The organism is Novosphingobium colocasiae, from assembly GCF_014652555.1.
Classification (GTDB): domain Bacteria; phylum Pseudomonadota; class Alphaproteobacteria; order Sphingomonadales; family Sphingomonadaceae; genus Novosphingobium; species Novosphingobium colocasiae.
Genome location: NZ_BMZA01000012.1, coordinates 71,400 through 98,363 on the forward strand (window position 1 = coordinate 71,400; position 26,964 = coordinate 98,363).

Here is a 26,964-nt window from a genome sequence, read left to right on the forward strand (position 1 = left end):
TGACGATCATTAGGTGTTTAGGCCCGTCATCTGGTGGATCGTGACGTGACTGACGCGAGTAGCCCCTAAGCTGACAAGCATCTGTTCCGGATGAAAAAATTTCAGGACCTTCTGGGGTATATTGCGGGGTATCGCGAAAAAACAGATCGAATTAAATTACGGTTAATCAGTTGCTTGGCTAAGCAATTTGAATCCCACCCTCTCCGCCAGTTGACCTGACAGGATCAGGAGCCGGCTGACACGCGCCCGGTCCGTTCCAGCTTGCCCCAGCCCACGACCCAGCCGCCTATGGCGGAGGCGATCGCGCGCAGCACGACCCAGTACATGATCTGGCGATAGACCAGGCGCTGCGCGACGAGCAGATGGGCCGGATAAGGCACGCGCCGCGCGTCGAGGCGATAGGCGACCCAGCCACAGACCACGTCGATTGTCGTGAAGGCCAGCCAGAACAGCCCCATCTGACCGAGGTCTCCCCGGGTCTGCGCCCAGCCATGTTCGAAGACGCGCAGCACCGTGCCGACGATCGAGACCAGCAACGCAAGGTCGATGAGCGGCGAGATGGCCGCGAACGCAATCTGGAACAGCCACGCTTGCGGCAGTCCGACCAGCGCCAGACCAGAGGGCCTGCGGGCGCGCAGGATACCGCCATGCTTCCACAGGCACTGGAGCGTGCCGAAGGCCCAGCGATAGCGCTGCCTGGCAAGCGCCCGGAAGCTTTCCGGGGCTTCCGTCCACGCCACCGCCAGTGGATCATAGGTCACGCGCCAGCCCGCGCGCTGGATGGCGATGGTCAGGTCCTGATCCTCCGCCAGCGTATCTTCGGGATAGCCGCCCACCTCCTCCAGCGCCGCGCGCCGCCATGCGCCCACGGCACCCGGAACCACGGTCATGGCGTCGAACCCTGCGAGCGCGCGGCGCTCCAGGTTCTGGGCAGTGATATATTCGAGCGCCTGCCAGCGCGTCACGAGATTGACGCGGTTGCCTACCCGCGCATCGCCGGCCACCGCGCCGATCTGCGGATCGGCGAACCAGCGTGCGAGGCGGCCGATGGTCTCCGGCTCGAATTCCGTATCGGCGTCGAGCGCGATGACGATCTCCCCTGTCGTCTGGCGCAGGGCGCGGTTGAGCGCCGCCGCCTTGCCGCCATTCTCCAGTGTGAGCAGGGTGACGCGCGGATCGTCGGCAAAGGCCTGCGCGACGATGGCGCTGGTCCGGTCTTTCGATCCGTCGTCCACCACCATGACGGACAGGCCCGGATAGTCGCTGGCGAGCACGCGGCGCACGGATGCCTCGATCACCCGCTCCTCATTATAGGCGGGGATAATCACCGAGACGCCGGGGCGGAAATCCGGCGGGGCGGCCCGCTTGCGGCGCGACTGTATCCACGCCAGCAGCGTCATCAGCACCGCACGGCCGATGCCGAGCGAGATGGCGAGATAGAAAATCCATACCAGCGCGGCCGATGCTCCGGCCAGCAGGATGAAGACGCCGACATCGGTCCTGACCGCGAACAGGTCGCCCGGTGCCACCGGCGGGTTGGCGGCGGACTGCGGCTGGCCGACCAGACCGGATACGGGGACGAAGCGATAGCCCTCGCTTTTCAGCGTCGCGATGATGCGGGGCAGAGCCGCTACCGTCTGCGACCGGTTGCCGCCGCCGTCGTGCAGCAGGACGATGTTCGCACTGCTGTCCGCCGTAGCACCATGGACCTGGTCCACCACCTGTCGAAAGATGGTGTCGGCACCGGGGCGCTGCCAGTCATTGGGATCGACGTGCAGGCCCACGACCGTATAGCCTGCCTTCTGCGCCTCCAGCGCCGGGCCCAGCTCGTCGGCTGTCGTCGGTTCCGCGTCGCCGAAATAGGGCGCGCGGAACAGGCGCGTCGAGCGGCCGGTATAGGCCTCGATCATGCGCTGCGTAGCGTTGAGCTCCAGCCGGGTCTCTGCCGGCGAGGCGAGCGCCAGATTGGGATGGGTATAGGTGTGGTTACCGATCTCGCCCCCGTCCGCGATGATGCGGTTGAGGAGGCCGGGATTGCCCAGCGCACTCTCGCCGATGACGAAGAAGGTGCCGGGGACGCGGGCCTTTTCCAGGATATCCAGGATCTGCGGCGTCCAGGTGGGATCAGGCCCGTCATCGAAGGTCAGCGCCAGCGTCTTCGGCATCGCGCCGGCCCGGCTGACGACATAGGGGGTGGGAAGCGCATCATAGCGTTCGTCGCGGATCAGACCGTTCGCTGCGAACCGGGGCGAACGCTGTCCTGCCGATGGCGTGGCCGTGATCCGCAGGATCTCGCCCGTGCCTTCCACGTCCGTGCTGAGCAGCGACTGGATCGGCCGCAGGTCGGGCCGGGTGCCGGAGCGCCAGGCGGACAGGCTGGTCCAGAAGCCGGGATCCTCGCTGCCCAGCCGCCACAGCGCGACATCGTCGATCCCGAGCCGTTTCAGCACCTGCATCTGGTTCCAGCTCGTCGCCGCGTCGAGCATCCATATCTGATGATGCTGCCCGGCCTCGTCATAGGCGAAGCCCGCATTGCCGCTGCCCGGATCGAACTGCACCGGCGCGCTGCTATCGTGGGCGGCGAGCCAGGCTTCCTCGATCGACAGGGCGTTGGTTTCATCGCCATGCCAGTCATAGGCGTAACTGCCGAGGGCGACGATCAGCCGGTCGCGGCCGACCGCGCGCAGGCCCGCCTGCACCTCATCCACGAACCATTGCTGCGCGGCGATGGGGCCGGGCGTGCCCCCCTCCCAATGCTGGTCATAGGCCATCAGGATCAGCCGGTCGGCGACCTTGCCGACCTTGGCGAGCGGCCATGCCTGATCCTCCGCCGGAGCTGTGACGGCCAGTTCGGCACCCTTGGGCAGGGCGCGACGAAGCCGATGGAGGAAATGCAGATAGTCAGACATGGCACCGGCGGGCAGCGCTTCGAAATCCATGACGAGACCGGCCACCTTCCGGTCGCGAACGATTTCCGCGAGGCGCGCGATGAGCGCCCGGCTCTTCGCACGATCATGGAGAAGCATGGCGGCGTTGGCACCGTCCCAGTCGTTGCCCATGAAGTTCTGCACCATCGGCAGCACCTTGGGTGGATGGCGCATCGCCGCGATCATTCGGTCGAACTTCGGGTCGGCGGCCACGTCGAGGCGATGCGTGGGGCCGGACACAGTGACCGTGGCCGGCACGATCCAGTCCAGCGCGCCGACATGGCGCCGCAGGGATGCCAGGCTCATGTCATCGTCCGGCACATAGAAGCCGATACTGAGCGGCGTATGGGGATCAGCCCCGGCCTTGCGCGGGAGCCAGGAGGCGATGCCGTGCCTCACCCGCTCGGTCAGCGGCAGCTTTTCCGCCCGTTCCTGCGGCAGCGGGAGGGCCAGGTCGCGCCCATGCGGAACCCTTGCGAGCGTCGTGGCGAAGGCAATCGCCGCGACGATGAGCGACACCAGCAGGACGGCAACGATCCGCCGGGCCCACAGGCCGCGCCGACCGCTCGGATCGAAGAAAACCGGCATCGTCATGACTGCACGTCCTGTCCGGCAGCACGCCCCGTCTTTGCCATTCCCATGACCTTTGCCGCCTCCATAGCAATGAAGATGTCCGGGATAGCTATCGCAAGGCTGAGCCAAAGATTAACAGTTGATCATGACGGCAAAGAAGCTTGGAATTATGCGGCCCTCGGCGACCGGACGGCGACGGCGACGGGGCGGTGCATTGGCCGGGCGCTTTATCGGTTCCGTCGTACTGCGATTGGCATCGCCGGGCCGGGTGCTTGCAGGCGTCGGGCCTTCGCGCCAAGTGCAGACCGGTTGCGGTTTGGGTCAGGACCATCCGCCTGAGGGGTCGCGGCTGGCGCTGCTGATCGCCCCTTGATAGGCTTTACCTCTCAAGGGAGGCGCGCTTGCAACTGCAACATCTTCGCTATTTTACCGCACTGGCGCGCGAAAGGCATTTTGCCAGTGCGGCGGCCACCTGCGGGGTGTCGCAGCCGACGCTTTCGGCCGGGCTGGTCGCGCTGGAGCAGGAGCTGGGCAAACGACTGGTTGATCGCGACCGGCGGTTTATCGGCCTGACCGAGCAGGGGGTGGCGATCCTGCCGTGGGCCGAGCAGGTGCTGGGTGCCGTGCGCGGGCTGTCACAGGCGGCAGAGGCGCTGTCGGTGGCTCCGCAGGGCGAGTTCCGGCTGGCGGCGATCCCGGCAGCGCTGGCGCTGGTAGGCCGGCTTGGCGATCGCCTGCTGCGGGACAATCCCGGGCTGACCCTGTCCGTGCATTCGGATACTGCGCGTGAAATCCAGCGTGGTCTTGCCGCCAATGCTTTCGATGCGGGCGTGACCTATCTCGATCACGAACCGGCCGCCAACGTCCTCTCCGTCGCGCTGCATGAGGAACAGTATCTGTTCGTGGCGCGGAAAGGGGCGGGCTTCGAGGTCGATGCCGCCGTCAGTTGGAAACGGGCTGCCGGTTCGCGCCTGTGCCTGCTGCACCAGGGCATGCAGTTTCGGCGCATCCTTGATCGCCACTTCGCCGAGCACGGTCTTTCGGTGATCCCGGCAGCTATCGCGGACAGCTATGTTTCCCTGCTTTCGCTGGTCCGTTCAGGCGGATTTACGACCATTGTTCCGGCGTCCTATGCCCAGTTGATGGCCGGGCTGGAATGGTGCCGGTTCCTGCCGTTTGCCGAGCCCGCTCCGGCGCGGCGGGTCGGGCTGGTGGTGGTTGGCCGTGATCCGCTGGGGCCGATGGCCGGTGCGGCGCTGCTGGCCGCCCAGGCAGTGGCACGCGACAACGCGGGCTGAGCCTTGATAGTTACGATCTATCAACATTCAGTCCTTTCGATTTGACCGGGCCTATGCATGGGCGCAGGGATCGGGAATGGTTTCACCTGTACTCGACGATATCCTTGCCCGCCAAGCCGAGGCGGAGGGCCCGCTCCTGCCGATCCTCCACGATGTCCAGGCCGGACTGGGCTGCATCGATGCGGACAGCGAAGCCGCTATCGCCCAAGCGCTCAACCTGAGCCGGGCCGAGGTGCATGGCGTCGTCTCCTTCTATCACGATTTCACGGCCATCGCCGATCCGCGCCCTTGTGTCGAGCTGTGCCGCGCCGAAGCCTGTCAGGCGCGCGGGGTCGAGGCGCTGGTGCGCGCGGCCGAGGCGGCGGCGGGAAGCCGGGTGAGCATCAAAACGGTCTACTGCCTGGGCCTGTGCTCAGTCGGTCCATCGGCGCGGATCGGCGATGCCCTTTATGCCCGGCTTGACGAAGCGGCGCTGGTGGCACTGGTGGACGGCGCGTGACGCGGGTGCGGATCAGCGACGATGCCCTGGCACTAGCGTGCGGGGCGGACGCGGTGGCCGATGCCTTCGCGGCGGCAGGTTGCAGGGTAGAGCGGGTATCGAGCTGGGGCATGCACTGGCTCGAGCCGCTGGTGGAGATCGATGGGCAAGGGTTCGGCCCGGCCACCCCGGCCGATGTCAACGCAATCCTCGACGGCAGCAGCGCCAAGGCGATCGGCAACATTGCCGCGCATCCGTTCATCGCCCGCCAGCAGCGGCTGACGTTCGCGCGGGCCGGGCGGACCCGGCCGCTCAGTCTGGATGATTATGCGGCGACCGGCGGCTGGCAGGGGCTGGACCGCGCCCGCGCGATGCTCCCTGCCGCGGTGATCGCCGAAGTTACCCAGTCCGGCCTGCGCGGGCGGGGTGGAGCGGGCTTTCCCGCCGGGATCAAGTGGCAGACAGTCGCCGGCGCTTCGGGCACACGCAAGTATGTCGTGTGCAACGCCGACGAGGGCGACAGCGGCACCTTTGCCGACCGCATGATTATGGAGGGTGATCCCTTCCAGCTTGTCGAGGGCATGGCGATTTGCGCGCATGCCGTCGGTGCGGACCAAGGCTATATCTACACCCGCAGCGAATATCCCCACGCCATTGCCAAGCTGCGCGCCGCGATCGTGCTGGCCGCGCCGCGCATTGCTCCGTTCCGGCTCGAAGTGCGCGTGGGCGCGGGGGCCTATGTCTGCGGCGAGGAGACGGCGCTGCTCAATTCGCTGGAGGGCAAGCGCGGGGAAGTGCGCGCCAAGCCGCCGCTGCCGGCGCTGTCCGGACTGTTCGGCTGCCCGACGGTGGTGAACAACGTGCTGACGCTGGTGGCGATCCCGCATATCCTGTCCGAAGGCGGGGCGGCCGAATATGCCCGGCTGGGCGTAGACCGGTCGCGCGGGACCAAGCCGATCCAGCTTGCCGGCAACATCCGCCATGGCGGGCTGTATGAAACCGCCTTCGGCATCACCTTGCGCGAACTGATCCACGATATCGGCGGCGGCACCGCATCGGAGCGGCCGGTCAAGGCGGTACAGGTGGGCGGGCCGCTCGGGGCCTATATCCATCCCGACCGGTTCGATCTGCCGTTCGATTACGAGGCTTATGCCGCTGCCGATGCGCTGATCGGCCACGGCGGGATCGTGGTGTTCGACGATACCGTGGACATGGCGCAGATGGCGCGGTTCGCGATGGATTTCTGCGCGGCGGAAAGCTGCGGCAAATGCACCCCGTGCCGCATCGGCTCGACGCGGGGCGGAGAACTGATCGCGCGCATCCTGTCGGGCGCGCGTGCGCCGGATGCGGTGGAAAGCCTGGCCCAGATGCGCAACGCGGGCAAGCGCGCCCGCTCGCTCGAAGCCGAGGTGGCCCTGCTCGAAGACCTGTGCGAGACGATGAAGTTCGGCTCGCTCTGCGCGCTGGGCGGATTCACGCCTTATCCGGTACTGTCCGCGCTGCGCCACTGGCCCGAGGATTTCGGCCTGGCCCGCGAAGCGATTCCGGCGTGACCGAGGCTGCCGCCCTGCCGCTGGGCGCAAGCCGGCTGGGTCTGGGCGTCGCCGGGGACGCCGCCGTCTCGCGCGCGGTCGCGGTCGAAGCCCCGGTGGCGCTGGAATTCAACGGCATCGGCTATGCGGTGATGATGGCCAGCCCGCACGATCTGGAAGATTATGCCTGCGGCTTCGCGCTATCCGAAGGGCTGGTCGGCGCGGTGGACGAGATCGGCGAGATTATCGTCCACGAGGCCCCCGGCGGCTGGATCGTGCGCGTCGGCCTGCCGCACGAGCGGATGGAGCCGGTGATCGCCCGCGCCCGCTCGCGCGTGTCGGAAAGTTCGTGCGGGTTGTGCGGGATGGACAGCATAGAGCAGGTGCTGCGCCCGTTGCCGGCGATCCGCGCCCGTATCGCCACCAGCCGCGAGGCGATCGCCCGGGCGCTGGCCGATTTGTCCGATCATCAGCCGCTGGGCCGCGAAACCGGCGCGATGCACGCCGCCGCCTTCTGCACGCCGGACGGGGCGATCCTGGCCGTGGCCGAGGATGTCGGCCGCCACAACGCGCTCGACCGGCTGATCGGCACGCTCGCCCGCCGCCGGATGGACCCGACGCAAGGGTTTCTGTTGCTGAGCGCGCGCTGCAGTTTCGAACTGGTGGAAAAGGCGGTGCGCGCCGGCTGCCCGCTGCTCGTCACCATTTCCGCGCCGACAACGCTGGCGGTGGATCGCGCCCGCCAGGCCGGACTGGCGCTGGTGGCGCTGGCGCGCAGCGACAGCGCGCTGGTGTTCACCGATCCTGCCAACGTACTGGGAGCCGGCCATGGGATATGAACCGCAAATCGATCACGGCACCCCCGCAGTCGCATCGGACACTGCGGTCAGCCTGACGATCGACGGCCGCAGCATCACTGTCCCGGCCGGGACCAGCGTGATGCGCGCGGCGTCGCTGGCGGGCGGGGCGATCCCCAGGCTGTGCGCAACCGATAATGTCGCCGCTTACGGCTCGTGCCGGATGTGCCTTGTCGAGGTGGACGGCGTGCGCGGCACCCCGGCATCCTGCACCACGCTGGTGAGCGAAGGCATGGTCGTGCGCACCCAGACGCCCCGGCTGGAAAAGCTGCGGCGCGGGGTGATGGAACTGTATATTTCGGACCACCCGCTGGATTGCCTGACGTGCTCGGCCAACAACGATTGCGAACTGCAGGATGCCGCCGCGCAAGTGGGCCTGCGCGATGTGCGCTATGGCTATGACGGCGCGCATCACCTCGATGCGCCGCTGGATGAGAGCAATCCCTACTTCGCGTTCGACGCCGCCAAGTGCATCGTTTGTTCGCGCTGCGTGCGATCCTGCGACGAAGTGCAGGGGACACTGGCGCTGACCGTGGACGGCCGGGGTTTTGCCAGCGCGATCGGTGCCGGGCAGTCCGCCGATGATTTCCTGTCCAGCGACTGCGTATCGTGCGGTGCCTGCGTGCAGGCCTGCCCGACCGCCGCGCTGATGGAAAAGAGCGTCATCGAAATCGGCAAGCCCGAACGCACGGTGGTGACGACCTGCGCCTATTGCGGCGTGGGCTGCACCTTCCGCGCCGAAATGCGCGGCGAACAGCTTGTCCGGATGGTGCCGTGGAAGGACGGCAAGGCCAACCACGGCCACTCCTGCGTCAAGGGCCGCTTTGCCTGGGGCTATGCCAACCACGCCGACCGGATCACCAACCCGATGATCCGCGAGCGCATCGACGAGCCCTGGCGCGCGGTCTCGTGGGACGAGGCGCTGGCCTTCACCGCCGCGCGACTGAGCGCGATCAAGGCGCAATACGGCGCGCGGGCGCTGGGCGGCATCACCTCCAGCCGCTGCACGAACGAGGAGGCCTATCTGGTCCAGAAGCTGGTGCGCGCCGGGTTCGGATCGAACAACGTCGATACCTGCGCGCGGGTCTGCCATTCGCCGACCGGATACGGCCTCCGGACCACGTTCGGCACCAGCGCCGGAACGCAGGATTTCGACAGCGTGATGGACGCCGATGTGGTGCTGGTGATCGGGGCAAACCCCACCGACGCGCACCCCGTCTTCGCCAGCCGCCTGAAGCAGCGGCTGCGGGGCAAGAATGGCAAGGCGGGTGCGAAGCTGATCGTTATCGATCCGCGCCGGATCGATCTGGTGCGCAGCCCGCACATCGCCGCGGCCCACCACCTGGCGCTGCAACCCGGAACCAACGTCGCGGTGCTGACCGCCATGGCCCATGTGATCGTCACCGAAGGGCTGGTGGACGATGCCTTCGTGCGCGAACGCTGCGACGTGGACGCTTTCGAGGACTGGGCCCGCTTTGTTGCCGATCCACGCCATTCGCCCGAAGTGCTTGAGGCGGTGACCCGGGTGCCGGCGGCGGACCTGCGGGCGGCGGCGCGACTCTACGCCACCGGCGGCAACGGCGCGATCTATTACGGCCTTGGCGTGACCGAGCATAGCCAGGGCTCGTCCACGGTGATGGCGATCGCCAACCTTGCGATGGCGACCGGCAATGTCGGCCGGCGCGGAGTGGGGGTGAACCCGTTGCGGGGGCAGAACAACGTCCAGGGTTCGTGCGACATGGGCTCGTTCCCGCACGAACTGTCGGGCTATCGCCATATTTCCGACGGCAATACGCGCGCGCTGTTCGAGCGGGAATGGGGCGTGTCGCTCGACCCCGATCCGGGCCTGCGCATCCCCAATATGCTCGATGCCGCCGTCGACGGCAGCTTTCGCGCGATCTACATCCAGGGCGAGGATATCCTCCAGTCCGACCCGGATACCCGCCATGTCGCCGCCGGTCTGGCCGCTATGGACTGCGTGATCGTCCACGACCTGTTCCTGAACGAGACGGCCAACTATGCGCACGTCTTCCTGCCCGGCTCGACCTTCCTCGAAAAGGACGGGACGTTCACGAACGCGGAGCGGCGCATCCAGCCGGTGCGCAAGGTGATGGACCCGGCCAACCGCGATGGCGAAGGGCGCGGCATGGCCGACTGGGAAGTGACCCAGGCGCTCGCCAATGCCATGGGGCTGGGCTGGTCCTATACCCATCCGCGCGAGATCATGGACGAGATCGCCCGGCTCACGCCCTCCTTCGCCGGCGTCAACTACGCCCGGCTCGATGCCGAGGGATCGCTGCAGTGGCCGGTCAACGCCGAACATCCCGACGGCTCCCCGATCATGCACGAGGCGGGCTTCGTGCGGGGCAAGGGCCTGTTCGTGGTGACCGACTATGTGCCGACCGACGAGAAGACCGGCCCGCGTTTCCCGCTGCTGCTCACCACCGGGCGCATCCTGTCGCAATACAACGTCGGCGCGCAGACACGGCGCACCGCCAACGGCGTGTGGCACAAGGAAGACGTGCTGGAAATGCACCCGACCGATGCCGAGAACCGGGGCCTTGCCGATGGTGGCTGGGTGCGCCTGGCCAGCCGCAAGGGGGAAACCACATTGCGGCTGAAGGTGACGGATCGGGTGGCACCGGGGGTGGTCTATACCACCTTCCACCACCCCGAAACGCAGGCCAACGTGGTCACCACCGAGTTTTCCGACTGGGCCACCAATTGCCCCGAATACAAGGTAACGGCGGTGCAGGTCGGTGCCTCCAACGGCCCGACCGAATGGCAACGCGATTACGACGCCCAAGCACGAACCGCACGCCGGATCGCGGCGGAGCCCGCCGAATGAGCGAGGGGCAGCCGGCAGAACTGCGCATGGCGACCCAGATCGCCCGCAATTTAGCGGTGCTGGGCGAAAAGGCGGCAGTGCAGCGCACGGCCGAACACATCAAAGCCTATTGGGACCCCCGCATGATCGCCCGGCTGCGTGATCTGGCTCCCGTCAGCGGCTCCGACCTGATCGCAGCCATCGTCGCCGAGATACCATCAGGCCGATCTCATGAGACTTGATCGGCCGCGTATCCCGCCCAGGCCAACCTACCATCACGCGGCCGCTTTACGAGCAGGGTATATGCCCGCCGTGACAACCAGGGATTGCCTATCGGCTTCATCCTGACCGGCGGGAAGGTGCCGATCTATGCCGCAGTCGACGACCTGATGCCCAGCATCGACAACCGCTCGATCGCCTGTACGCGCGCGATTATTCCCGCCATGCGATTGCAGAGAACATTCAGCCCGGCTTGGGCGTCGGCATTTTGCCCGCAGACAAACAGATCAACGGCGGCAACCCCGGCTTCGGGCCAGGTGTGGATCGAGATATGGCTTTCGGCGAGAACGGCGAACCCCGTCACGCCATGGCCTTCACCGAAATGATGCAGCCGGGTTTCCAGTACGGTAACCCCGGCAGCGGCGGCGGCTTCCCGCAAGGCGCGCTCGATCAGGGGCAAATCATCAAGCCCGCTGCATCCCTCGAGATCGGCTATGAGATGGATGCTGGTTCCAGGGGGATGGGACATGTCAGATCAGGCTTTCGAACGCATGGTCGAGATGGGCAAGCGCGGCTTCCGCGGCGACAACGCCGCGGTGATGAGCTTCCTCGAAAAGTGACAGCCCGCTCATATCCGAATGGGCAAAGAGGACGGGCGGCCTGGACGCGATCGCGGCGAGGCGGGCGGGCGCGGAAAGGAAGCCCGGGCGGGGGCTGATCATCGCGTGGCCCCAGCGCCAGACGTCGATCGCGCGGATCGCCCCGTCCAGATCGGGATTCATGGCCAGAAGGTCGGCGCGGATTTGTCGCTGCCAATCGGCCAGCGGGCGGGTCATCAGGATCTTGCGGGCAGCCTGCGGTGTTTCGCGCGAGAGGGGCAAGTACCAGGTCAATACGGTGGGACCCGTCGGATCACTGCCGTTCTGGTGCGTGGCAACGACGTAACCAAGCGAATCGCTGGCGGTCGAAACATTGTCCCATGCCAACGGACTGCCTTTGCCGCCGGGGTGCCGATCAACGGTCACGTTGGCGACGACCCAGGGGGCGTAGGTCATTCCGCCCCTGGCGGCCACGGCCGGTGCTGTGCGCGCCGCTACGAAATGCGGCATGGCGAGAATAACGGCCCGTGCCCGCACGGTCCGGCTGCGCGATGTGCGATGATTGTGGATCGCGAGATCGGCCGTACCGTCGTCCCGCACGGCAAGATTGAATGCAGAGTGCGCCGGCACGACGTGGCCGGCGATCCGTTGACCCATGAGCCGGACCAGACGACCATTCCCTTCGGGCCAGGTCAGTTCCCGCGATCCGTCGCCGCGCGCTGCCCAGCCGCGCCGGGCGGAAAAGTAGTGCAACCCGGCCCAAGCCGAGACGTTCTCCGGTTCGCTGCCGTAATCGTCCCGACAACAGTAGCGCAGATAGGCACGCAGCACGCCGGCAGTGTAACCGTTGTGGGTCAGCCAATCGGCAAAACTGATACGATCGAGAGCGAGCAGCGCCGGGTCCTGGCTGGAATACGCCATGGGACTGGCGAAGGCGTGAAGTCCGTCTGATCCCAGCAAGGCCCGATAGACTGCCATCTCCTCATCGAAACGCCGGTATTGGGCAAGGTCCTCTTCGGAAATCCCGCCCTGAGGAAACAGGCCTTCCTGCCAGCGGCCGCGCCACAGCAGTCGTTCTTCGAGATCGGCGCAAAGCTGGAAAGGGTCGTAAACCGGAGCGCCGTCTTCCTCGCCCACGATCATGCCGAATTCCTCCAGCATGTGGCGCAGAGCGCGAGCTTCCCGGTTGGGAACGGGCAAGTAGTGAGCGCCGAGCGGATAGGCGCTTACCGCATTGCGACCCTGGCGGGCATTGCCGCCGACGTAGTCCTCCATCTCGAACAGCGTGAAGTCGTCATAGCCCGCTGCCTTCAACCGCCATGCCGCAGCAAGGCCGGCCACGCCGCCGCCGGCGATGACGATGCCACGATCTTCCACCGGTCCATCGGGGGCCGGCAAGTGGCCATCGCGCAAGAGGTGGCCGCGCCGCCAATCGGCTCCTCCCAGTGTGCCGGGAATGGAGGGTTCGCTGCAGCCGGCCAATGCCAATGGAGCAGTCAGGGCACTTGCCAGCCCGATTGATCCCGACAGCATCGCGCGGCGGGTGGGTTCAGCCTTCATATTCGCCCCATTCCTCACCGAAGCTGCGTACCAGCGATTGGTTGTCCAGCCGGTTCACCGGCGTGGGGCGGCGCGCCATGTCGATCGGAAAATCGAACATGGCCCGTTCGGTGGTCGGCGTCAGGAAGCGCAAGTGCCGTGGCAGGCGAACCGCTGCCGCTACCGGACGATGCGCGGCCAGCGTAAAGCCCCATTCACCGAAGCTGGGCACATAGGCATGATATCCGCGCGTCGCGAGGCCGGCGGCCTCCAGTGTCGTCGCGACGGTCCAGTAGGAACGCGGCGCGACGAGCGGCGAGGTGCTCTGCACTGTCATGACGCCGGCGGGTGCCAGCAGCCGGGCCACTTCGCGATAGAAGCTTTCAGTGTACAGTTTGCCGAGCGAGAATTCAGTAGGGTCGGGGAAGTCGATGAAGATCGCGTCATAAGGTCCTTGCGCCTGCCGCACCCATTGGAACGCGTCGGCATTGTGCAGGGTGAGGCGGGGAGATGACAGGGCGTGATGGTTCAGCCGGGCCAGTTCGGGCGTATCGCGAAACAGCGCGGCCATCTCCGGGTCGAGATCGACCAGCGTGATGTGGCGCACGCGCGGGTCGCGCAGAATTTCGCGCGCCGCCAGGCCATCGCCGCCGCCCAGCACCAGCACCCGGGTCGGGTTCTCCACGCGCCCCAGTACCGGCCAGACCAGCGCTTCGTGATAGCGGTATTCGTCGCGGGTGGAGAATTGCAGATTGCCGTTCAACCATAGCCGCAGATCGCTGCCTTGACGGGTGAGGACAATCCGCTGGTAACGCGACGAGCGGGCATGGACCACCGGCTCGCCATAAAAGGCCACTTCCGACAGACGCTGGAGTTTCTCGGCACCGGCCAGCCCGGCCACCAGCGAGGCACCTACGACCAGCGCGATAGCAAGGTCGGCACCGACGCGCCGCTGAGCCCTGAGGTGGATCAGGAGAGCCACCGCAACCGCCACGTTCGCAAGCCCGAAAACGAAGCCGGTTCGTATCATTCCCAGCCATGGCACCAGCACCAGCGGGAACAGCAACGATGCGATCAGGGCACCCACGTAATCGTAAGTCAGCACGTTGGACACCAGTTCGCGAAAGGCGAAACGGTGGCGCAAAATGCGGATGAGCAGCGGAATTTCCAGCCCCACCAGCGTGCCGATCGCGAACACCAGGGCGTAAAGCACGATACGAAAATCTGAAACCACCGGGAACAGCAGGAACAGCCCGGCGGCACACCAGCCGCCCAAGGCGGCGATCATGATCTCCACCCGGACGAACACGCCCAGCTCATCGCGGCGAACATGGCGCGAGAGCCAGCTCCCTATTCCCATGGCGAAAAGATACGTGCCGATGACCGTGGAGAACTGGGTGACGCTGTCGCCTAACAGATAGCTGGCAAGGGTGCTCGCCAGCAGTTCGTAGATCAGCCCGCAGGTGGCGACCACCAGCACCGAAACGAGCAGGATGACCGCCAACGCCGCCGGCGGGCGCAAGGGTTCATCGACAGCGGCCGAGACGTCCGGAACCGGCTTTTCAGCCATGCACGGCGGCGGCGATGATGTTGGAGATACCGATCGCCACGGCCCCGGCCAGCAATGCCACGGCCATGTTCTTGCGCTCGATGATCTCGCGCCACAGTTCGCCCGGCGTCAGCTTGTCGACCAGGACGAAGCTGAAGATAAAAATCACGATACCCAGCAGCGCGTAAAGCAGCGTGGCGGCAAGGACGGAAAACGAGAGCATGGCAGGCTCCTTCTGGTTGCTGCGGCGGTTACTTGTGGTTGGGTCCGGTCTGCGTGCGATCGCCCGGGTCGCGCTCGTCATCCGTGTACGGAGACCAGGCGAAGTATGACGCCATCGCCATCCCTGCGACGAGCAATGCAGTCCAGGCGGTGAAAATTTTCAGGCGAGTGTTCATCTCAATCATTCTCGTGCCGCCACCAAAGTATGGCCATCGGCCAGGCCAGCAGCAGGACCAGCACGGTCCACCAGTTACCCGAAGGCAGCGCGCCGGTTTCCGCGACTATGGTCATGGTGATGGCGTCCGGTTGGGCCCAGGTTGACAGTTGCGATCCGTCCGGCGGCATCGAAACGCTGCCGTCCGGGTTCAAGGTCGCATCGATCGGCCAGGCATGTGCCTCCGCGTCGACATAAAGATCATACGTACCGCGCGGCACATGCCCCAGAAGCGTTTCTGCGCCGCGGGAGCCCTCGACCCACGAACCGTCCGAATCGACGCCGCTGTAGCGCTCGGCAAGCCCATAGCCGCCGATCGCTTGGCCGGTGCGGCGATCGACGAGACTGTAGTCGATATCTACCCAGCGATTGTCGAAGTCCTGACCTTGCGCCTTAAGGCTGACAAGCTGCCAATCGCGCTTTATTTCCAGTGTCCCGATAAGCACGCCTTCGCGCGTCTTGCCGTAGGGCGCATTGACCGAGCCCACCGTGCGTGAAACCGGCCCTGCAAGCAAAAGCATGACTACCAGCGCCAGAAACGCTCCGATTCCCGCCACCGCGAACATCGCCAGGAGGTCGTCCGCCGCCCCCGTCGCGGCGTGCGCCTGCTGCGCGAACCGTCGTCCGGGCATTTTGCGCCCGTCGATCGCAAAGGCCGTCTGCACCTCGCGCGCGGCGATGGGTACAAGTTGCGTCCAGTTTACCTCTTCATCGGTCACTTCGCAGGAAAGTGACACATCACCACGCTCGAACGATACGCAGCGAACCTGATCGCCGGCTTTGATCCGCCAGTAGAATTCGCCGATCACGCAGGTGGCCGTGACCTGCTGGTCGGGGCCGGCCGACGTGAAGCGCTCCCCGCGCCAGACGATCCCGTCCGCATCCGCCTCGGGCACATCAAGCACCATGGTGCCGAACTGCCAGTCACCCTTATATTCGACGAGCCAGCGATAACCGACATATGGGTTGAACAGGAGGTATTCGTTCCAGATGTCCAAGGCATCCTTGCGCTTCAGCGCACCGATGACGTCCCAGTACTGATCGAACAGATAGCCGCGCTTGCCCAGCGCCAGCGGGAACTTCGCCACCGCGCGCTTGTGCCGCGCGATCAGCTCAACTTCGGGGCGCGTCGCATCAAGCGCCGAGCCACAATGCGCGCAGCCCAGTGTCACAGCGTATCCCGTGGCCCGCGCCACGATCCGCCCGCCACAGGCAGGGCACGCGACCGACCTCGCACCGGAGGCTGCCTCGCGTTTCGCTGCGTCGCCGTTCATTGCATGTACGCCGGCAACGTCCATCCGTCGATTGCACGGGCATTGCGGGGATTGAGATCGGCAAATTCGTAAATGGTCCCGAACCAGGCGGTCACCTCACCCCCTACGCGCTGCACCGAGAGAATCAGGCCGTCCGGACTGCGAAAATCGACGTTGGTCAGCTTCGTGCCCGGCAGGGTCGGGAAAGGCAGATGGCCCTCGCTGCCCACACACTGCGCCCTGCGGATATCGGCTGCGCGCAGGAGATGCCCATCGACTTGCATCGCCTGGCCCAGCTTGATTTCGACGCCCACGGCAAACCGCGCGATCATCGGGTCCTGGGCCAGGTCGGGCCGCTCAGCCGTCAGCATGAACAGGCCCATGGCTTCACCCAGCCAACAATGGGTGCCGTCCGCCGCTTCCAGCAGCCACTCGTTCCAGGCACCGTCCTGCCAATGCCAGCGGACCCGGCCAAGGGTCAGGAAATCGATGCCGTCGACACGGAAGCGCGTCCCCAGTTGCAGCGGCGAGACATCGAACGGCAGGCTGGCCACCTTGCCCAGATCCTCCGGCCCGGCAGCACCGTGCACCACAAGGGACTGGCAATATCCACAAGTGCTGTAAGGCAAGGCGGTGCCACGCACGCCGAGGTCTGCGCCGCAAGAGGGACAGGCGATCATGGTCCGGGTCTCGGGTAGCGGCAGCCGTTAGCGGATTCGCGCCAGAAGTTCGGCCTTCTTGGCATCGAACTCCTGCTGGCTGAGGGCGCCGATGGTGACGAGCTGGTGCAATTTCTCGATCGTGGCGATCGCATCTGCCGAGCTTTCTGGCGATGCGGATGGCTGCGGCGCCAAGGCCCCGGCCATTGTCGTTCCCAGCATTCCTGCAGCCGCAAGCCCCGCGCCGATCCCGGCGAGACCCACGTCCTGCCCTGCGGCAGCCTGCAGCGCTTCCGCCGCCTGAAACCGGGCATAGTTTCCAAGATCGCCAAGCACCCGCATCGAGCTGCTTTTGTCGAGATAGCTCTGCACGTCTTCCGGAAGCGACACACTCTCGACGTAGAAAGCCAGGCATTCCAGCCCCCACGCCGCGAAGGCCGTTTCCACCTGCACCCTGATCCGCTCAGACAGGGCGGTCTGGCTGGCCGCCAGATCGAGGAAGGGCACCCCGCTCGATCCCAGCGCCGTTGCCATCGCGGTCTGGATCGCCGCGCGTAATTGCGGTTCAAGTGCATGGACTTCCAGATGGGTCAGCGATCCCACCACGCGATCAATAAAAGGCCGGCTCTGGGCGATGCGAAAGGAGTAAGTGCCGAAAGCGCGCAGGCGCAGGGCACCCAATTCAGCGTCGCGCACAGTGATCGGTTGCGCCGTGCCCCACTTGAGCCCGGGCTGCTCCTTGTGACTGAGGAACAAGACGTCCGATTTGAACGGTGACTTGAACGCCTTGTCCCAGTTCATGAGATTGGTGAGAACGGGAAGCGTTGCCGTCTCCAGCCGATATCTACCCGCTTCGAAGATGTCGGCTACGCGCCCTTCGTTGATGAACACAGCCGATTGGCCTTCACGAACCGTCAACTGCGCGCCGTTTTGAATTTCATGGTCCGCGAAGGGCACGCGCCAAGCCAATTGACCCGGCGTTTCCAGCCATTCGATGACGTCGATGAACTGCTTGCCAAGAAAATCCAGCATCGAAGAGGCTCCTGTTCCCTATCAGGGTAAACCATTTGCCGCCCTCTTCAACCTGCCAGCGCCAGCTTTTTATGAAGTACCTCAATTGCGGCACGGCTCATGCGGTGTATCGGCGGGAAGAATTCGGCGCACGAGGTTGATGCTCGGCGAACCAACTGCCGAGCCGGAGATCGAGGCGAGGCCCCGTGCCTTGAAGCCAACAATGCGACATTCCGAGCGCGGTTTCTATTTGGCTCGATCGAATGCCGTGATAGTGCGAGGCACTAAAACGCGAAGCGGGTGTCGTAATCCTGCGCCTGCATTAAAAAGTTGAAAGCCTGATGACTGATCTTGTCGGTACAACCGGAAACGACATCCTTCGCGGTTCATGGACGAATGACAACATATCCGGACTCGACGGTGACGACACGATCGAGGGCAGCCGCGGCAACGACAGCATCCTGGGCGGCAACGGCAATGACACCATCTCCGATAGTCAGGGGAATGATGCGATCGATGCCGGTGCAGGTGACGATCGCATCATACTGTCTAGAAGTTCGGTCAACCTTCCCGACCTTCGTCAGACCGTTACGATCCAGGCAGGTCTCGGCAAGGACTTGGTCGAGCTCGCTGCCTGGGGCGTGAACGTGAAGGGCAGCCTCGGGGCCGGAGATGATCGGGTCATCATTGCCGAGACGGGAATTGTGACACTTGCGCTCGGGACAGGCTCTGACACGGTTCGCTTTGAAACGTATCCGATCGGCGAAGATCCCGCGCTGGTTTCCTTCACGTTCACCGATTTCGCTGCGGGGCCGGGTGGGGACGTCCTCGACATTGGAGATGCGATAGCGCCATGGTCAGGCGGGTCGGTCAACCCCTTCGCGACGGGTCAATTGGTACTGGTTCAGCGCGGCAACGATGTCGCTCTCAGCGGCGGCTATGGCGGCGTCGGGACGCCGCACAGAGATCTGGTGCTCTTCCGTAACACCGTCGTGACGAATTTCACCGCCAGCAATTTCTTCGGATTTGATCCTGCCGGCGGCGCGATCGCGGCGGGCCGCATCGCCACGGGAACGATCTCCGGCGAAAAGATCGAAGGCGCAGTGGGCGCAGACAGCCTTCACGGTGCCGACGGAGATGATGCCGTTTACGGATACTACGGCGACGACGCTCTCTATGGCGACGGCGGCAATGATACCCTGATCGGCGGAGCTGGTAGCGACATCCTGGACGGCGGTGCCGGAAACGACAGCCTTGAGGGCGGCGAGCAGAACGACACGCTATCGGGTGGCGACGGAAACGACACGCTGGAGGGCGGGAACGGAAATGACCGGCTTGATGGCGGTGCAGGCAACGATCGCCTCGTTGATATCGGTGACGATACGATCCTGGCCGGTGCGGGCAATGATGTCATCATCCATTCCGGACACGGCTCGGTAACGATCGATGCTGGAACCGAGGACGACAGAATCCTCATAGATCACCCGAATGGCTACAATGTTGGAGGGGCCCCGGAAACCATTTGGGTTCAGGCAGGAGCAGGCAACGATGAGGTCAAGCTCGTCGGCGGCCAGCAGGCTATCGCGGCAACCATCCTTCTGGGCAGCGGGAACGATAGCGTCGAAATCAATGCTTCGTTTGCCGCTACTACATCGATCGCGCTCGGCACTGGCGTAGACCGTGTGAGCCGGGTGATCGACCGCGAAGACCGCGTCTCATCCCCGATCGTGATCACCGATTTTGCCACCGGTGACGGCGGAGACATCTTCGATCCAGCCAATCTGTTGACCGCCATCGGGTTCAACGGCCCCCTGACCAATTGGAACCCGGCAATCAATCCCTTTACCAGCGGACATCTCCAACTGGTTCAGGTTGGCGCGAATGTTGTCCTGCGCCTGGATGTCGATGGAAGCGTAAATTATTACCAAGGCGTCGACGTCGTCCGCTTTGCGAATACCACGCTTGCCAATTTCACGGCTTTCAACTTCGATGGTGCCGCACCGACCGGTGGCACCATCATCCGACGCGCCGTGACCGGTGACAGCACGGCCAATAGTCTGGACGGCGGACTTGGTGCGGATGTGATAAAGGGGGCGGGCGGGAACGACACGCTGCACGGGCGCGGTGGCAATGACGCTATCAGCGGCGGCGATGGCGACGACACGATTTTCGGAGACTCCGGGAACGACACCATCAACGGCGATGCCGGCAATGACGTGATCGACAGCGGCATCGGGAACGACACGGTCCGCGGCGGCCTCGGCGATGATATCATCACGGCCGCCGGCGGCAAGGTGATGATCCTGGGAGAGGACGGGAACGACTACATCGTTGTCGGCGAGCGGACCGACACCGGCGGTTACACCAGAATTGGGCAGACAGCTTCCGGGCTGGTCGATGGGGGCGCGGGCGATGACGTGATCGATGTCGCATTTCTCGCCAGCGCTGCCGGGCCAACGAACACGGTGAATGGCGGCGATGGCAATGACACCATCACGTTCGCAGGTTCGCCTTTTGCCGGTTCGGCTGCGACGCACATTGATCTGGGAGCCGGCAACGACATTCTGCGGCTTGCGCAGGCCAGCGGGAGTGTCGACATAACTTCCGGCGCGGGTATTGATGAAATTGCTTTACTCGCTCCCCGCGCCAGCAACACAACGTACTCCCTAGCTCCGGTCGTCATTCATGATTTTACCGCCGGGGATGGCGGCGATCGTTTTAACTTCAGCGAGATAGTCCAGTATTATGCGCTCGAGTTGAGCTCCGACGGGAATCCGTTCGCAGGCGGCGCATGGGCATATCTCGAACAGGCAGGCAGCGATGTCCTGTTCAAATTTGGCAACGCCAACTTTGCTTATGGCACAGGTTTCAAAACCATCGCCGTGTTCTCTGATACGCAAGTCGCGCAGTTCACGGATTACAACTTCGGCTACGACCTCGACGCGCCCATGCCGCCCGGGATCACGATTACACTTCCGGGCGCGGGTACGATAAACGGCACCCGTTTCGACGACATCCTGACAGGGGGAACTGGAAGGAACGATATCGATGCCAAAGACGGCAACGACAGGCTTGACGGCGGTATCGGCGATGATTTCCTGTTCGGCGGAAATGGCAACGACACGCTGATCGGCGGCGATGGCGATGACGAGCTGACCGGGGGTTACGGCGCTGACATCATCCAGGGCGGAAATGGCAACGACACGATTATCCTTAGCGACAATCTTGATAGCATCGACGGGGGCGCTGGGTACAATTCCGTTCTGATCGCGCATGATTTCAAACTGTCTGGAAGCATCGGATTCACCATCAATTTTGCTGCCATGCCGACTACACACAGCTTCAAGCTGGGCACCAACCTGATCAGGAACGTAGATTACATTCAGATCGGGGGAGGCACCGAAGGGGCAGACAATATAACTTTTGGTTCAGGTTACTTGGGTTCAACCGATTTTTTCGCATTCGGTGGTGATGATATAATCAAAGGAACGGATGCATCGGAAAGGTTTTTTGGCGGCGCAGGTAAAGATACTCTGTACGGGCTGAATGGTGACGATACTCTGGATGGCGGTGACGGGGACGACTTCCTCGATGGCGGCAGCGGCGCGGATGCATTGGCTGGGGGGGACGGCAACGACGAGGCTCACGGCGGCTTGAATGATGACTTCATCTATGTCGGAGCCGGCGACGACGTCGCTTATGGCGATGCAGGGAATGACGACATCCTCGGCGAGGCGGGGACTGATCAGATATTCGGCGGATCAGGAAACGATCGCGTATTCCTCCGGGCGTCCGGCGGAGACGTGGCGGACGGAGGATCGGGGTTCGATACATTGCGGTTTGACGTTACCGCACCGGATGTCGCTCTCAACGTCGATCTGAGCGCGACATGGGCAGGTGGTGCGGCGGTTTCGGATACGGGCACCTTCATTGTCACCGGCTTCGAAGCATTGGCGTTCCAAACCAGTTCAGCCGCAGACCAAATCACCGTAGGGTCTGGATTTACCGGCGGCGTCACGATCGGCGGTGGTGCCGGAGACGATCGGCTTACCGGGAGCGGCGGTAACGATACGCTCAACGGCGGTGTGGGTGATGATGCGCTGAATGGCCTGGAAGGCAACGACACCATCCAGGGCGACGAGGGCGCAGACACTATCACGGGCGGTGACGGTGACGATTTCATCTACGGTGGGAAGGACAACGACGTTATCCGCGGCGGTACGGGGCGGGACACACTCGGAGGCGAAGATGGCGACGATACATTCCTGCTGGACCCCGGCATCAATGACGAGGCAGGCATTGCCGGCGGCCTCGGCAGCAATACGATCCGTGCGACCGGCAGCAGCCAGTACCTTACCTGGAACGGAAGCAACATAACCGGCATTCAGAAATTCTCCTCCGGCGGGTTTGCAGATTTCAAGGTGATAGGCACGGCAGGGAATGATGTCTGGACTTTCAGCAAGATCGCCGCGAGCTTCACCACCGAAGGCGTGGTCACCTTCGATGCGGGCGATGGCAACGACAAGATCTATGCCGGGGCGCTGAACGACATCCTGAACGGCGGCAACGGGGATGACTTCATCGATGGCGCCGTCGGTCTCGACACGATGAGCGGCGGAACGGGCAACGATGTGTTCCGCGTGGATAACGCTGGTGACAAGACAATCGAACTGGCCGGCCAAGGCATCGATCGGGTTGAAGCCGCCCTTGACTGGACGCTGGCCAGAAACGTGGAGGATCTCACTCTTCTCGGGTCCGTGGTAAACGGCATCGGCAACACCAGCGCGAACACGCTGATCGGAAACAGCGCCGCCAATGTTCTCAGCGGGCTTGCCGGAAATGACATTCTCGATGGGGGCGTCGGTGCCGATACCCTGATCGGAAGCATCGGCTCTGACGTTTACGTCGTCGATAACCTTGGCGATCAGATCATCGAAAACCTGAATGAAGGGCGCGATCGGGTCGAATCTTCCATCGACTGGGCGCTGGGCATCAATCTCGAAGACCTGACCCTGACCGGTTCTGCCATCAAGGCAGTGGGCAATGGTCTGGCCAATGTGATCGTCGGCAACGCGCTCGACAACCGAATTGACGGACTTGGCGGTGCTGATGCCATGACGGGTGGACTTGGCAACGATACATATGTCGTCGATAGCGGCGCGGACAAGATTACCGAACTGGCGAGCCAGGGGGTCGATCGCGTCGAATCCTCCATAGACTGGACGCTGGGTACCAACCTTGAGGATCTGACGTTGACCGGCACCGCCCTCAAAGGGATCGGCAATGCCCTGGCCAACACCATCACCGGCAATGCCCTGAACAACCGCATTGACGGTATGGCCGGTGTGGACACACTGATCGGAGGACAGGGCGACGATGTCTATGTCGTCGATAGCGCTGCCGACCGGGTGATCGAGTTTTCCGCCGAAGGCGTGGATACGGTCGAGTCCAGCGTCTCTTTCAGCCTGGGGAACAACGTCGAAATTCTGCGGCTGACCGGAGCGGCGGCAATCAGTGCCACGGGCAACGCCGGCACGAATACGCTGTATGGCAATAGCGCCGCCAACATCCTCAATGGCGGCGGGGGCAACGACGACATGTATGGCGGAATAGACATCGCCAGGGATGTATTTGTGTTCGCCGCGAAGACTGACAGCCTTCCGGGTGCCGCGCACGATCGCGTTTTCGATTTCGTGAGCGGCCGCGATGTCATCGATCTCAGCCAGCTTGACGCAAATTCGGGCCAGGCCGGCGATCAGGCTTTCGCGTTCTCCACTGCCGGCGCAGCAGCCAATGCGGTGTGGACACAGGTGTCCGGCTCCGATCTGCTGGTCCGGGCCGACCTCACTGGAGACAAGATTGCCGATTTTGAAATCCAGTTGATGAACGTCACCAAGCTCGGCTCGCTCGATTTCGTTCTCTGAAAAGCTGGCGGAGGCCATGCAGATCGCCCCTGTCCGGGGATCATGAAGTCGCCGGCACCATCGCCCCCCAACCTTGCCCCCATCCCCGGTTCGTCCTAAGGGCGCGCGCGAGTCTCCATCTTCATAACAATTGATCGCATCGGAACCCGCCATGCCCGAACTCAGCCCTGAAACCGCTGCCGCGCCCAAGCCTGATCTCGTGCCGGTGCGCCGGGCGCTGCTTTCGGTGTCTGACAAGACCGGTCTGGTCGAGCTGGGCAAGGTACTGGTCGGCTATGATGTCGAGCTGGTCTCCACCGGCGGCACCGCCAAGGCGCTGCGCGATGCCGGGCTGCCGGTGAAGGACATTTCCGAGATCACCCAATTCCCCGAAATGATGGACGGCCGGGTCAAGACGCTGCACCCGATGGTCCACGGCGGGCTGCTGGCGGTGCGCGACAACGCGGAACACGCTGCAGCCATGGCCGAGCATGAAATCGGCGCGATCGACCTCGTGATCGTCAACCTCTACCCCTTCGAGGCGACCGTGACCAAGGGCGCGGACCGCGACACCGTGATCGAGAACATCGACATCGGCGGCCCGTCGATGGTGCGTTCGGCGGCCAAGAACCACACATATGTCACGATCGTCACCGACCCGGCGGACTACGAAGGCCTGCTGGTGGAACTGGAAGCCACCAAGGGGGCGACCTCACTGGGCTTCCGCAAGCTGATGGCCGCCAAGGCCTATGCCGCCACAGCCGCGTATGACGGTGCGATCAGCCGTTGGTTCGCCGAAGTGGACCAGGGCCAGAAGTTCCCTTCGCAAGTCACCATGACCCGCGTGCTGGCCGGCTCGCTGCGCTATGGCGAGAACCCGCACCAGGACGCCGCGCTCTATCTGCCGCGCGGGGGCCATGCCTCGGGCCTGCCGCAGGCCGAACAGGTGCAGGGCAAGGAACTGTCCTACAACAACTACAACGATGCCAACGCCGCTCTCGAACTGGCGGCGGAATTCCGGGGCCAGAAGCCGGCCGTGGTCATCGTCAAGCATGCCAACCCCTGCGGCGTAGCGCAGGCCGATACGCTGCTCGATGCCTGGACCGGCGCGCTGGAGTGCGATGACGTTTCGGCTTTCGGCGGCATCGTCGCGGTCAACCAGCCGCTTGACGGGCCGACCGCAGAGGCGATCTGCCGCATCTTCACCGAAGTCGTCGTCGCCCCCGGCGCGGACGCGGAAGCGCGCGCGTTCTTCGCCAAAAAGAAGAACCTGCGCCTGCTGCTGACCGACGGCCTGCCCGATCCGCGCCGCGCCGGCCAGACGGTGATCCCGATCGCCGGCGGCATTCTGGTGCAGGATCGCGACAACGGCGCGATCGGCTTTGATGATCTGAAGGTGGTGACCAAGCGCGCCCCGACCGACCGCGAGCTGGCCGATTGCCTGTTCGCCTGGACGGTGGCGCGCCACGTCAAGTCGAACGCCATCGTCTATGCCAAGGACGGGGTCACCGCCGGCATCGGCGCGGGCCAGATGAACCGCCGCGATTCGTCGCGCATCGCCGCGATGAAGGCCGCCGAAGCCGCCGAGAAGTTCGGCTGGACGCAATCGCGCGCCGTGGGCAGCGCGGTCGCTTCCGACGCCTTCTTCCCCTTTGCTGACGGCCTGCTGGCCGCTGCCGAAGCCGGCGCGACGGCGGTGATCCAGCCGGGCGGCTCGATCCGCGACGAGGAAGTGATCGCGGCGGCCGACGAAGCCGGGCTGGCGATGGTGTTCACGGGGATGCGCCACTTCCGGCATTGATATGCTGCTGATCTGGGCCCTCTTCCCCGCAGCATTGCTGACAATCTGCGGACTGGTCCTGGTCCTTATTATTGCGATCTTTCGAAAAGTCCGGCCCGGACGGCCTAGGATGGGCTGGTCGACGGCCGGACCGCTACTAGGTTGCACCACGCTCCCGCTAATCATCCTGCTATCAGTGCTCGTCGGGCTGCCTTGGCTGTATTCCGTGAGGTCGGCAGCTTCTGACTTCACTGAAGCATTCGGGGAACGACCGAGTGAAAGCTTCACGAACCTCAAGGGTCAGACCGAAACAGGACTCGATTCACGAACTATCTTCCTCACTTTCGACGACAATGCAGCCACAAGCGCCCTGCTTGAACGCAAGTTTGACGGTAGCGCTCGTGTCGAGGAAACCGATCTGCTCAATGGCGAAGTATTTGCCGATTCTGCGCCCGCCTGGTTCTCAGGTGCTTCATCTGTCGTGGGTAGCCCGTGCCAAGGCCGCGAGGCGGTCGAATTTCATGACTGGCACGAATGGGACTCCGTTGTCGTCGTAAAATGTCCTCGCGCGCGTCGGATCTACGCGCTTTTCAGTTCCATCGATTGAGCGCCCCCAACACCCATACCAGGTTGTTCCCGCAGTTCGTCGCAACGCTCGCGCGGCTCATCGCGCTGCAGCATTCCTGTCGGGTTTATTCACTGGACGGTAAGCCCATTTGCGCAAAAGGGACCGCACCACACGCAAAGCGGCCCTTTATCCGGGGCCGCGCAAGGCACTCGCTACACAGGCATTCGACGATCATGGGACTGTTCAAGGCTGACTTCTACCGCTTCTTCGCGCTCGGCTTTGCCGGCGGCGCGCTGCTGGTGTTCGGGGTAATGGCTGGCGAGCATGCCAAACCGATGGCCGATAACCTGATCCCGCCCGCGCAGGCCGCGACCACGCGCTGAGCCGCGGGGGCATTCTCCCGTCTACCCGATTGCAACCACTGCCTTCGCCGCCCATATGAGGCGCATGGCAGGGCACGTTCATCATGAGCACGAGGGCGAAAGCCTGATATCGGCCGCACGCTCTGCGCTTGTCGCCGAGGGCGAGCAGTGGACCGAAATGCGCGCCGATGTATTCGCCGCGCTGGCCGAACGGGACAAGCCGGCATCGGCCTATGACCTGGCCGAAACGGTATCGGCGCTGCGCGGCAAGCGGGTCGCGCCCAACAGCGTCTATCGCATCCTTGATCTGTTCGTGCGTACCAATCTGGCGCGGCGGGTGGAAAGCGCCAACGCCTATCTGGCCAACAGCCACCCCGGTTGCCGGCACGATTGCATCTTCCTGATCTGCGACGCCTGCGGGCAAGCCGTCCATATCGATGATGACCGGCTGACCGGCGCGCTGATCGCCGCTGCGCGCGAGGCCGGGTTTGCCGATGTCCGGCCGGTGGTCGAACTGCGCGGCACTTGCGCGGGTTGCAGTTGACGCGCGGCGCGCGCAATCAGGGGCCCGGCTGTCGATTCCCCCTGTTCTTC

At 64.2% G+C, this 26,964-nt stretch carries 20 protein-coding genes; 11 read left to right on the forward strand and 9 right to left on the reverse strand.

What is annotated here, in order from left to right:
- Positions 1 to 224: 224 nt before the first annotated feature.
- Positions 225 to 3,521, reverse strand: a complete 3,297-nt coding sequence (locus IE122_RS14250; protein WP_189621874.1) for a trifunctional glycoside hydrolase family 18/polysaccharide deacetylase/glycosyltransferase family 2 protein — start codon at positions 3,519 to 3,521, stop codon at positions 225 to 227.
- Positions 3,522 to 3,901: 380 nt separating this feature from the next.
- Between IE122_RS14250 and IE122_RS14255 the strand changes: the two genes are divergently transcribed.
- The 6 genes from IE122_RS14255 (at position 3,902) to IE122_RS14280 (ending at position 10,734) form a co-directional block, all read left to right on the forward strand.
- Positions 3,902 to 4,798, forward strand: a complete 897-nt coding sequence (locus tag IE122_RS14255; RefSeq protein ID WP_189621876.1) for a LysR family transcriptional regulator — start codon at positions 3,902 to 3,904, stop codon at positions 4,796 to 4,798.
- A gap of 76 nt (positions 4,799 to 4,874) precedes the next feature.
- A complete protein-coding gene (locus tag IE122_RS14260; protein WP_189621878.1) occupies positions 4,875 to 5,297 on the forward strand; it encodes an NAD(P)H-dependent oxidoreductase subunit E in 423 nt (140 codons plus the stop codon).
- Positions 5,294 to 6,829, forward strand: coding sequence for an NADH-ubiquinone oxidoreductase-F iron-sulfur binding region domain-containing protein (locus IE122_RS14265; RefSeq protein WP_189621879.1), 1,536 nt, complete (start codon positions 5,294 to 5,296; stop codon positions 6,827 to 6,829). Before IE122_RS14260 ends, IE122_RS14265 begins: the two co-directional genes overlap by 4 nt.
- Positions 6,826 to 7,647, forward strand: a complete 822-nt coding sequence (gene fdhD / locus IE122_RS14270) for a formate dehydrogenase accessory sulfurtransferase FdhD (RefSeq protein WP_189621882.1) — start codon at positions 6,826 to 6,828, stop codon at positions 7,645 to 7,647. The genes IE122_RS14265 and fdhD overlap by 4 nt, the downstream gene beginning before the upstream one ends.
- A complete protein-coding gene (gene fdhF / locus IE122_RS14275; protein WP_189621884.1) occupies positions 7,637 to 10,513 on the forward strand; it encodes a formate dehydrogenase subunit alpha in 2,877 nt (958 codons plus the stop codon). The genes fdhD and fdhF overlap by 11 nt, the downstream gene beginning before the upstream one ends.
- A complete protein-coding gene (locus IE122_RS14280; RefSeq protein WP_189621886.1) occupies positions 10,510 to 10,734 on the forward strand; it encodes a formate dehydrogenase subunit delta in 225 nt (74 codons plus the stop codon). The genes fdhF and IE122_RS14280 overlap by 4 nt, the downstream gene beginning before the upstream one ends.
- Positions 10,735 to 10,859: 125 nt before the next feature.
- Here IE122_RS14280 and speD read toward each other — a convergent pair whose 3' ends face one another.
- The 8 genes from speD to IE122_RS14320 all read right to left on the reverse strand — a co-directional run bounded on the left by speD (position 10,860) and on the right by IE122_RS14320 (position 17,778).
- Positions 10,860 to 11,240, reverse strand: a complete 381-nt coding sequence (speD, locus tag IE122_RS14285; protein ID WP_189621888.1) for an adenosylmethionine decarboxylase — start codon at positions 11,238 to 11,240, stop codon at positions 10,860 to 10,862.
- A 1-nt stretch (position 11,241) separates the two neighbouring features.
- A complete protein-coding gene (locus IE122_RS14290) occupies positions 11,242 to 12,870 on the reverse strand; it encodes an FAD-dependent oxidoreductase (RefSeq protein WP_189621890.1) in 1,629 nt (542 codons plus the stop codon).
- Positions 12,860 to 14,419, reverse strand: a complete 1,560-nt coding sequence (locus IE122_RS14295; protein ID WP_189621891.1) for a polyamine aminopropyltransferase — start codon at positions 14,417 to 14,419, stop codon at positions 12,860 to 12,862. The genes IE122_RS14290 and IE122_RS14295 overlap by 11 nt, the downstream gene beginning before the upstream one ends.
- Positions 14,412 to 14,621, reverse strand: coding sequence for a DUF350 domain-containing protein (locus IE122_RS14300; protein WP_189621893.1), 210 nt, complete (start codon positions 14,619 to 14,621; stop codon positions 14,412 to 14,414). The genes IE122_RS14295 and IE122_RS14300 overlap by 8 nt, the downstream gene beginning before the upstream one ends.
- 28 nt (positions 14,622 to 14,649) lie before the next feature.
- Positions 14,650 to 14,796 carry a hypothetical protein gene (locus tag IE122_RS14305; RefSeq protein ID WP_189621895.1) on the reverse strand — a complete coding sequence of 49 codons (147 nt, stop codon included), beginning with the start codon at positions 14,794 to 14,796 and terminating at the stop codon, positions 14,650 to 14,652.
- Between the two features lies 1 nt (position 14,797).
- Positions 14,798 to 16,132 (reverse strand): DUF4178 domain-containing protein, encoded by a 1,335-nt coding sequence (locus tag IE122_RS14310; protein WP_229814197.1) that lies wholly within the window; start codon positions 16,130 to 16,132, stop codon positions 14,798 to 14,800.
- A complete protein-coding gene (locus IE122_RS14315; protein ID WP_229814199.1) occupies positions 16,105 to 16,677 on the reverse strand; it encodes a DUF4178 domain-containing protein in 573 nt (190 codons plus the stop codon). Before IE122_RS14315 ends, IE122_RS14310 begins: the two co-directional genes overlap by 28 nt.
- Positions 16,678 to 16,794: 117 nt before the next feature.
- Positions 16,795 to 17,778 carry an SPFH domain-containing protein gene (locus tag IE122_RS14320; RefSeq protein ID WP_189621899.1) on the reverse strand — a complete coding sequence of 328 codons (984 nt, stop codon included), beginning with the start codon at positions 17,776 to 17,778 and terminating at the stop codon, positions 16,795 to 16,797.
- A gap of 320 nt (positions 17,779 to 18,098) precedes the next feature.
- On the opposite strand from IE122_RS14320, the gene IE122_RS14325 reads away from it, so the two are divergent.
- The 5 genes from IE122_RS14325 to IE122_RS14345 all read left to right on the forward strand — a co-directional run bounded on the left by IE122_RS14325 (position 18,099) and on the right by IE122_RS14345 (position 26,914).
- Positions 18,099 to 23,681: a calcium-binding protein gene (locus tag IE122_RS14325; RefSeq protein WP_189621900.1), complete on the forward strand. Its 5,583-nt coding sequence runs from the start codon at positions 18,099 to 18,101 to the stop codon at positions 23,679 to 23,681.
- Between the two features lie 151 nt (positions 23,682 to 23,832).
- Positions 23,833 to 25,461 carry a bifunctional phosphoribosylaminoimidazolecarboxamide formyltransferase/IMP cyclohydrolase gene (purH, locus tag IE122_RS14330; RefSeq protein ID WP_189621902.1) on the forward strand — a complete coding sequence of 543 codons (1,629 nt, stop codon included), beginning with the start codon at positions 23,833 to 23,835 and terminating at the stop codon, positions 25,459 to 25,461.
- Position 25,462: 1 nt separating this feature from the next.
- The gene (locus tag IE122_RS14335; RefSeq protein WP_189621904.1) at positions 25,463 to 26,047 is read left to right on the forward strand and encodes a hypothetical protein; all 585 of its coding nucleotides are present in this window, start codon (positions 25,463 to 25,465) and stop codon (positions 26,045 to 26,047) included.
- A gap of 194 nt (positions 26,048 to 26,241) precedes the next feature.
- Positions 26,242 to 26,391 (forward strand): hypothetical protein, encoded by a 150-nt coding sequence (locus IE122_RS14340; RefSeq protein WP_189621905.1) that lies wholly within the window; start codon positions 26,242 to 26,244, stop codon positions 26,389 to 26,391.
- A 64-nt stretch (positions 26,392 to 26,455) separates the two neighbouring features.
- Positions 26,456 to 26,914, forward strand: a complete 459-nt coding sequence (locus tag IE122_RS14345) for a Fur family transcriptional regulator (RefSeq protein ID WP_189621907.1) — start codon at positions 26,456 to 26,458, stop codon at positions 26,912 to 26,914.
- Positions 26,915 to 26,964 lie beyond the last annotated feature (50 nt).

Bases quoted from the DNA above. Each gene is read 5' to 3' on its own strand.
- IE122_RS14250 (WP_189621874.1), bottom strand. From the start codon at position 3,521: ATGACGATGCCGGTTTTCTTCGATCCGAGCGGTCGGCGCGGCCTGTGG.
- IE122_RS14345 (WP_189621907.1), top strand. From the start codon at position 26,456: ATGGCAGGGCACGTTCATCATGAGCACGAGGGCGAAAGCCTGATATCG.
- IE122_RS14325 (WP_189621900.1), top strand. From the start codon at position 18,099: ATGACTGATCTTGTCGGTACAACCGGAAACGACATCCTTCGCGGTTCA.
- IE122_RS14280 (WP_189621886.1), top strand. From the start codon at position 10,510: ATGAGCGAGGGGCAGCCGGCAGAACTGCGCATGGCGACCCAGATCGCC.
- IE122_RS14335 (WP_189621904.1), top strand. From the start codon at position 25,463: ATGCTGCTGATCTGGGCCCTCTTCCCCGCAGCATTGCTGACAATCTGC.
- IE122_RS14310 (WP_229814197.1), bottom strand. From the start codon at position 16,132: ATGGACGTTGCCGGCGTACATGCAATGAACGGCGACGCAGCGAAACGC.
- IE122_RS14295 (WP_189621891.1), bottom strand. From the start codon at position 14,419: ATGGCTGAAAAGCCGGTTCCGGACGTCTCGGCCGCTGTCGATGAACCC.
- IE122_RS14260 (WP_189621878.1), top strand. From the start codon at position 4,875: ATGGTTTCACCTGTACTCGACGATATCCTTGCCCGCCAAGCCGAGGCG.
- purH (WP_189621902.1), top strand. From the start codon at position 23,833: ATGCCCGAACTCAGCCCTGAAACCGCTGCCGCGCCCAAGCCTGATCTC.
- IE122_RS14305 (WP_189621895.1), bottom strand. From the start codon at position 14,796: ATGAACACTCGCCTGAAAATTTTCACCGCCTGGACTGCATTGCTCGTC.
- IE122_RS14300 (WP_189621893.1), bottom strand. From the start codon at position 14,621: ATGCTCTCGTTTTCCGTCCTTGCCGCCACGCTGCTTTACGCGCTGCTG.
- speD (WP_189621888.1), bottom strand. From the start codon at position 11,240: ATGTCCCATCCCCCTGGAACCAGCATCCATCTCATAGCCGATCTCGAG.
- IE122_RS14320 (WP_189621899.1), bottom strand. From the start codon at position 17,778: ATGCTGGATTTTCTTGGCAAGCAGTTCATCGACGTCATCGAATGGCTG.
- fdhF (WP_189621884.1), top strand. From the start codon at position 7,637: ATGGGATATGAACCGCAAATCGATCACGGCACCCCCGCAGTCGCATCG.
- IE122_RS14290 (WP_189621890.1), bottom strand. From the start codon at position 12,870: ATGAAGGCTGAACCCACCCGCCGCGCGATGCTGTCGGGATCAATCGGG.
- IE122_RS14340 (WP_189621905.1), top strand. From the start codon at position 26,242: ATGGGACTGTTCAAGGCTGACTTCTACCGCTTCTTCGCGCTCGGCTTT.